Source organism: Nocardia aurea, from assembly GCF_003123685.1.
In the GTDB taxonomy this organism is placed as follows: Bacteria; Actinomycetota; Actinomycetes; order Mycobacteriales; family Mycobacteriaceae; genus Nocardia; species Nocardia aurea.
Genome location: NZ_QCYJ01000093.1, coordinates 1 through 7,455 on the forward strand (window position 1 = coordinate 1; position 7,455 = coordinate 7,455).

Here is a 7,455-nt window from a genome sequence, read left to right on the forward strand (position 1 = left end):
CCCACGCCGCCGGTCGCCTCGATGGGGTAGCCCAGCAGCCGCAGCCTGTCGACGTCGCGCCGCACGGTCCGCGAGCTCACGGCGAGCCGCTCTGCCAGCTCGGTCCCCGACCAGTGGCGATGCGCCTGCAGCAGGCCCAGCAGACGGAGCAGCCGGGCCGAGGTCTCCAACACGGGACGACTCTCCCACCCGACGCGGACAGGAGTTGACCGCGATCGCTCCTAACGTCTCCGCCATGACACACGACTCCAAGATCATCCTTGTCGCGGGCGCCACCGGCAACGTCGGCCGCCCCCTGGTCGAACAGCTCCTCGCCGCCGGGTACCGGGTCCGCGCCCTCACCCGCGACCCGGTCAGGGCCGACCTCCCCGCCGGGGCCGAGGCGGTCGCCGGGAACCTGGCCGACGCCTCCTGCCTCGCAGCCGCGTTCACCGGCGCCTCGGCCGCGCACCTGATCAGCTTCGGCGGGGAGGACTACGCACCGCTGACCAACGGCGAGGAGATCGTCGACCTGGCGAGGCGGGCCGGGGTGCGCAGGGTGACGGTGCTCAAGGGCGACGTGGCCAAGAGCCCGCTTGAGCACGCCGTCGAGGCCGGCGGCCTGGAGTGGACCCATCTGGCGCCGGTCGAGTTCATGTCCAACGCCTTGGAGTGGGCCGAGTCCGTACGGACCGCTGGGGTCGTCCGGGAGGCGTTCCCGGAGGCCCGCAGCGCCATGATCCACGAGGCCGACATCGCCGCGGTGGCCGCGGCGGCGCTCACCGGCGACGGCCACGCCGGCCGGGAATACTGGTTGACCGGTCCGGAGGCGCTGACCCCGCCGGAGAAGGTCCGCACCATCGGAGAGGTCCTCGGCCGCGAGGTGCGCTACATCGAGCTCACCCAGGACGAGATCGTCGCCCAGTGGCGCGAGGCCGGCTACTCCGACGAGGACGTCGAGTTCTTCCTGAAGATGCGGACCGACCCGCCGATCGCGGGGGACACCGTGCTGCCCACCGTGGAGCAGGTCACTGGGAGGCCGGCCCGCACCTTCGCGCAGTGGGTCCGGGAGAACGCCGCCGCATTCGGCCCCTGACGTGAGCTGCGGGGGTCTCACACGGTCTCGTGGTCGCCCGCCCACACCGCGGGGGTGCGACCGATCCACGGACTCGCCTGTTCGAGCTGCCCGGCCAGGCGGAAGAGGCGGTCTTCGAGCCCGTAACCGGCGGCGAACTGCACGCCGATGGGGAGTCCGGTCGCGTGGTCCAAGGCCAGGGGCACGGACATGGCTGGGGTGCCCGCCACGTTGAACGCCGCGGTGAACGGTGAGCGGTCGAACAGCCGGTTCAGCCAGCCAAGGCCGTCCAGTGCCTCGACGCCCTCCGCGTAGGTGCCGAGAGGCACCGGAAGCTCGGGCAGGGTCGGGGTGAGCAGCACGTCGTAGGTGCCGAAGCATCGTGCCAGGCTCCGGGCGACCGCGTTGCGCACCGCGAGCGCGCTGACGAACTGGGTGCCGCTGACCTGCTGCCCGTATGCGTAACTGGTCAGGTTCACCGGTTCGAGGGTGGAGTCGTCAAGGGGACGGCCGAAGGCGGCGGCCAGGCCGTCAAGCCAGTCAGTCAGGTTGGCCGTCCACAGGCGGGCGTTGGCCAGGACGAACTCGTCCCAGCCGACTCCGAGGTCGACGTCGACCTCCTCCACTCGATGACCCAGGGATTCGAGCAGGTGCGCCGCACGTTTCACGGCGTCGGCCACTGGGGCGGTCGTGGGACGTCCACCCCAGGGCCGCACGACAAGGCCGATCCGCAGGGAGCCCGGGTCGCGGGTGACCTCCTCCAGGTACGGCCGGGAGGGCTCGGCGGCGAAGTAGGGGTCACCCGGTTCCGGGCCGCGGATCTGGTCGAGCACCGCCGCGCTGTCCCGCACCGTGCGGCTCAGGCAGCCCTGCACCGCCAGGCCGTTGAAGATCTCGTCCATGTCGGGCCCCATGGAGACGCGACCGCGTGTGGGCTTCAGCCCGAACAGGCCGTTGTAGGCGGCGGGAACCCGGATCGAGCCCGCGGCGTCGGTGGCGTGGGCGATCGGGACCACTCCGGCGGCGACGGCGGCACCCGCGCCGCCGCTGGAGCCGCCCGCACTGCGCCGCAGGTCCCAGGGGTTGCGGGTCGTTCCGTACAGGACGGGTTCGGTGGTGATGCTGTAGGCCATCTCCGGTGTCGCGGTGCGCCCGAACGTCACGAGCCCGGCGTCACGGAAGCGCCTCATCAGCGACGAGTCGGCCTGGGCGACATTCCCGGCCGCGAGCCGGCTGCCCAGTTCGACGCGTTTGCCGGCCATGGACACCCCGAGATCCTTGATCAGGAAGGGCACTCCGGCCAGCGGTGTGCTGCCCGGAACCGGGGCGTCCTCGCCGGGCCATGTTTCCACGATGGCGTTGATCTGGCCGTTGACCGCCTGTGCCGCCGCCAGCGCCACCGCCTCCAGCTCGGCGGGTGTCACTTCACCTCGGGCGACCAGGTCCGCGAGGCCGACCGCGTCAAAGGTCACGTACTCTGAAATCTTCACTGGTGCTCCTCGGTGTGAAGGATCTTCCTGCGGTCCGGGCATGGGCCCTGTCGGGCCCATGGGCTGTCGCGGTGGGCAGGCCGGCATGATCGTCGTGGCCTCGCGGATCGGCATGCGAGGGCCCCGATGGTGGACATCTCCTGAGCGGGCGCGGCGGCCTTGCGGCTCTACCGAACGCGGGAGACGTGGCGGGCGGCGTCAGTCAGTGGGTGTGTACGGTCAAGTCGCCAGACGACGAACCGTGGTCGATCCGGCCCCTGCGGACGAGCGTCGTGGTGACTTCGGCCAGCTGGGCCAGCACGTCGTCCTCGATGTCGGTGAGCCCGGCGCTGACACGCTGGTACGCCGACCGGCCCCGCGTACTGAGATGGACCAGAACCCGCCGCCGGTCGTAGGCATCGACCTCCCGGTAGGCCAGAGCGGTGGCCACCAGCCGGTCGATGACCCGGGTCAGCGTCGGGCCGGTCACCATGGTCCGGGACGCCAGGTCGGACATGGTCAGCGGCCCGGCATCGGCCAGCGCCTCCAAGGTGAGCCACTGGTCGACGGTGAGCCCCTCGGGTTTGACCACCCGCTCCACGAGTGAGGTGGCCCTGCGGGCCGCCACGATGAAGGCGCCCGCGGATGACGAGCCGTCGATGCCTGCGTCCCCCATCCGGGCCCCCTTGCGGGTCAAACTTCCTTCTGAGACAATTCCAGATGAAAATATATCAACTACTCTCGTTCCGCAACCCACCGGAGCCGACATGGCGACAGACGCAGCGGCACGGGCAGAGGCGGGTATCCTGCGCATCGCGATGGTGTTCCCGTTGCAAGGTCCGGCCGGTCTCCTCGGGCCCTCCTGTCAGGCCGTCACCGAGCTCGCGCTGCACGAGTTCAACAGCGCGGACGGCATCATCGGGAGGCAGGTGGTCGCCGAGATCGTCGACGGAGGGGCGGAGCCGCAGGCCGTGGCGGCCGTGCTGCGTCGCCTGGTGGCCGCGGGCGCGGTGGACGCGGTGAGCGGGTGGCACATCTCCTCGGTGCGTGACGCCGTCGCGCCGGTCCTCGCCGACCGGGTGCCCTACGTGTACACGGCCTTGCACGAGGGCGGCGCCGCGGGTCGCGGGCCACTGTGCACCGGCGAGATCCCCCGTCTGCAGATCCGGCCGGCGCTGGGGTGGCTGCGGGACAACATCGGCGCCAAGCGGTGGTTCATCGTCGGCAATGACTATGTGTGGCCGCGGGGCACCGCGCGCGCCGTGGCGCGCTTCGCCGAGGAGCTCGGCCTGCGCATCGTGGGCGAGTGCTTCGTCGGGCTCGGATCGGGCCGGACGGCGCGGGCGATCCCGCTGATCGAGCGGTCCGGCTGCGACGGCGTGCTGATGCTCCTGGTGGGACAGGACGCGGCCGAGTTCAACAGGGTGTTCGCCAGGTGCGGGCTGCATGAGAAGCTCGTCCGCTTCAGCGTCATGCTGGAGGAGAACATGCTCATGGCCAGCGGGCTCGCGGCCACGAGGAACCTGTTCACCGCGGCCGCATACTTCCGCTCTCTGGCCAACGCCGACACCATGGACCTGCTCGGCAGGTATGTGGGCCTGCACGGTCCGACGGCGCCGGCGCTGAACGTCGCCGCGGAGTCCTGCTACGAGGGCCTGAAGACGCTGGCCCAGCTCGCTTGCCGCGCCGGGTCGCTCCAGCCGGACGCGCTGGACCGCGTCGTCGACCGTGTCGCTTACCACGGACCGCGGGGAACCGTGGAGTTCCGCGGCCGGCAGGCCGCACAGAGCGTGCATCTCGCGGTCGCCGACGGCTACGACTTCGACGTGATCGCGCGTCTCTGAGCGTCCGGGCCCACTGAACGTTTCTCGCTCACGTCTTGACAGTGAGGACACTTCCGCGCCACATTACTTTCATCTGGAATAAATCCAGATGGTTGTAGTTGCGGCAGGCCCGGTGGGCGGGCCGAAGGGGGACGACCATGCTCAACGTCGGTCTGCTCTACGTAGGCGCCATGCTCCTCGTCAACGGGATGGTCCTCATCGGCCGCGTTTCGGCCCGGGCCGCCGCCCCGCTGAACCTCTTCGTCGGCGCGTTGCAGTGCGTTGCTCCGACGGTGGTTCTCGCCCAGTCCGGTGGCGACGCCGATACCGTCTACGCCGGCCTGGCGTTCTGGCGGGACGGCGATCCGGTCTTCGCCGTCCTGTGGCTCTCGTGGGCCCTGCTCTGGTTGCTGTTCTTCCTCATCCTCGCCCTGGGCATGGAACGCCTGATGCGGTTCACCGGCTGGACCGTGGTCCTGTTCAGCCAGGCGACCTGCACAGTTCCCGGCTTCCTCGGCCTGACAGGCTCCTACCGCTCGGACGGCGGGGCCGTGGCGATCGCCGCCGCGACCTGCCTGGGCCTGCTCGCCCTGGCCGCTCTCCTCGGTTTCAGGACACCCGCCCGGGAGAGGGAGGCCCGGCTGGCATCGTTCACCACCTGATCGCAAGCTCCCGCACCACCGTAGATCACCACAACTGGAAGGAGCCCGCCATGCGGCACGGTGACATCACATCCAGTCCGGACACCGTCGGAGTCGCGGTCGTCAACTACAAGATGCCCCGCCTCCACACCACTCCCGAAGTGAGGGAGAACGCGCGGACGATCGCCGACATGGTCGTCGGCATCAAGCAGGGCCTGCCGGGCCTGGACCTCGTGATCTTCCCGGAGTACTCCCTGCACGGCATCATGTACGACCGCGAGGAGATGTACGCGACCGCGACCACCATCCCCGGGCCCGAGACGGAGATCTTCGCCGCCGCCTGCCGTGAGGCCGGCGTCTGGGGGGTCTTCTCGATCACCGGCGAGCGGCACGAGGACCACCCGAACAAGCCGCCGTACAACACCCTGATCCTCATGAACGACCGCGGCGAGATCGTGCAGAAGTACCGCAAGATCCTGCCCTGGTGCCCGATCGAGGGCTGGTACCCGGGCGACGGCACCTACGTCACCGAGGGACCCAAGGGCCTCAAGGTCTCGCTGATCATCTGCGACGACGGCAACTACCCCGAGATCTGGCGTGACTGCGCGATGAAGGGCGCCGAGCTGATCGTCCGCTGCCAGGGCTACATGTACCCCGCCCAGGAGCAGACGGTGAACATGGCCAAGGCCATGGCGTGGGCGAACAACAGCTACGTCGCGGTCGCCAACGCCGCGGGCTTCGACGGCGTCTACTACTACTTCGGCCATTCCTCGATCATCGGCTTCGACGGCCGGACGCTCGGAGAGACGGGCACGGAGGAGTACGGCATCCAGTACGCCCAGCTCTCCTTGTCCGCCATCCGCGACGCCCGCGCCCAGGACCAGTCCACCAACCATCTGTTCAAGCTGCTGCACCGGGGATACTCCGGCGTCCACGACGGAAACGACGGCGACAAGGGCGTCGCGGAGTGCCCGTTCGACTTCTACCGCACCTGGGTCACCGACCCCGAGCGGGCACAGAAGAACGTCGAGGCGTTCACCCGCGACACCATCGGCGTGTCCACCTGCCCCGTGGGCTCGCTCCCGACGGCGGAGTCCGCGTCCTCTTGACGTGCACGCACCGGCATCGGCGAGCCGCCGGTGCCGGTCCTTCCTCGCGGTCGCACGCATCTCCGTAAACGAGGAAAGAGACCGATGACGACCATCCGGACCGACCACCACCGCCCCCTCGCGACCGCTCATTTGGCCAGCATCACCGAGCCTGACGCTTTCTGGCTGCGCGCGGCCGAGGACATCGACTGGGAGCGCCGCCCGACCCGTGCCCTGGACGCCCGTGACGGCGCGCCCCATGGCCGCTGGTTCCCCGGCGGGCGGCTGAACACCTGTTACAACGCCGTTGACCGGCATGTGCGCGCCGGCCGGGGCCAGGACGCGGCTCTGATCTATCACAGCGCGATGACGGGGGAGCGAGCCAGCTTCAGCTACCTGCGACTGCGCGACGAGGTCGCACGAGTGGCAGGCGCCCTGCGCCGCCTCGGCGTCCGCCGTGGCGACCGCGTCGTGATCTACATGCCGATGGTCCCCGAGGCCGTGTTCGCCATGCTGGCCTGCGCCCGGATCGGGGCCGTCCACGCCGTCGTCTTCGGCGGATTCGCGCCGCCCGAGCTGGCGGCACGCATCGACGACGCCCGGCCCCGTGTCGTCGTCACCGCCTCATGCGGACTTGAGCCCTCCCGCGTGGTGGAGTACCACCCCCTCCTCGAACAGGCGCTGGACCGTGCCGAGCACCAGCCGCGGCACTGCCTGGTGCTCCAGCGGAGCCAGGCGACGGCCGAGCTGAGGGCGCCACGTGACATCGACTGGGACGCCGTCGTGCCGCACGCCGATCCCGTGGAGTGCGTGCCGGTGGAGGCCACCGATCCGCTGTACATCCTCTACACCTCCGGTACGACCGGACGTCCCAAAGGGGTGGTGCGTGACAACGGCGGCCACGCCGTGGCGCTGCGCTGGAGCATGTCGAACATCTTCGACATCCGCACCGGTGAGGTCTTCTGGGCGGCGTCCGACGTCGGGTGGGTCGTGGGCCACTCCTACATCGTTTACGGACCGCTCCTCGCCGGGGCGGCCACCGTCCTGTACGAAGGCAAGCCCGTGGGCACCCCGGACGCGGGGACGTTCTGGCGTGTGGCGCGTGAGCACGGCGTCGCGGCCCTGTTCACCGCGCCCACAGCGCTGCGGGCCATCCGCCAGGCCGATCCCGAAGCATCGCAGCTGGTGGACCTCCCCCGGCTGAGGACGATCTTCATGGCCGGAGAGCGGCTGGATCCGGACACCTGTCGGTGGATCAGCGAACGCGTGGGCAAACCCGTCGTCGACAACTGGTGGCAGACCGAGACCGGATGGCCCATCGCGGCCAACCCGATCGGTCTCGACCGGCACCCGCCCAAGGAAGGGTCGGTGACCAAACCC

General features: G+C 70.0%; 8 protein-coding genes. 5 read left to right on the forward strand and 3 right to left on the reverse strand.

Going from position 1 to position 7,455, the window contains the following annotated elements; all coding sequences use genetic code 11:
• On the reverse strand, window positions 1-173 hold a 173-nt coding region (locus DAT37_RS19240), incomplete at its 3' end, for a helix-turn-helix domain-containing protein (protein WP_157978554.1).
• Between the two features lie 62 nt (window positions 174-235).
• On the opposite strand from DAT37_RS19240, the gene DAT37_RS19245 reads away from it, so the two are divergent.
• Window positions 236-1,075, forward strand: a complete 840-nt coding sequence (locus DAT37_RS19245; RefSeq protein WP_109526198.1) for an NmrA family NAD(P)-binding protein — start codon at window positions 236-238, stop codon at window positions 1,073-1,075.
• A gap of 17 nt (window positions 1,076-1,092) precedes the next feature.
• On the opposite strand, the gene DAT37_RS19250 is transcribed toward DAT37_RS19245, so the two are convergent.
• Both DAT37_RS19250 and DAT37_RS19255 read right to left on the reverse strand, forming a co-directional pair.
• Window positions 1,093-2,544 carry an amidase gene (locus DAT37_RS19250; RefSeq protein ID WP_109526199.1) on the reverse strand — a complete coding sequence of 484 codons (1,452 nt, stop codon included), beginning with the start codon at window positions 2,542-2,544 and terminating at the stop codon, window positions 1,093-1,095.
• Window positions 2,545-2,746: 202 nt separating this feature from the next.
• Complete coding sequence (locus DAT37_RS19255; RefSeq protein WP_109526200.1) at window positions 2,747-3,199, reverse strand: MarR family transcriptional regulator; 453 nt, start codon at window positions 3,197-3,199, stop codon at window positions 2,747-2,749.
• A 91-nt stretch (window positions 3,200-3,290) separates the two neighbouring features.
• Here DAT37_RS19255 and DAT37_RS19260 point away from each other — a divergent pair, with 91 nt between their 5' ends.
• The 4 genes from DAT37_RS19260 to DAT37_RS19275 form a co-directional block, all read left to right on the forward strand.
• Complete coding sequence (locus DAT37_RS19260; protein ID WP_232839857.1) at window positions 3,291-4,367, forward strand: substrate-binding domain-containing protein; 1,077 nt, start codon at window positions 3,291-3,293, stop codon at window positions 4,365-4,367.
• A gap of 137 nt (window positions 4,368-4,504) precedes the next feature.
• Window positions 4,505-5,008: an AmiS/UreI family transporter gene (locus tag DAT37_RS19265; protein ID WP_109526201.1), complete on the forward strand. Its 504-nt coding sequence runs from the start codon at window positions 4,505-4,507 to the stop codon at window positions 5,006-5,008.
• A gap of 50 nt (window positions 5,009-5,058) precedes the next feature.
• Entirely contained in the window at window positions 5,059-6,096 is a 1,038-nt protein-coding gene (locus DAT37_RS19270) for an aliphatic amidase (protein WP_109526202.1), read from the forward strand.
• Between the two features lie 84 nt (window positions 6,097-6,180).
• Window positions 6,181-7,455, forward strand: a 1,275-nt coding sequence (locus DAT37_RS19275) for an AMP-binding protein (protein ID WP_109526203.1), incomplete at its 3' end; no start/stop codon positions are given.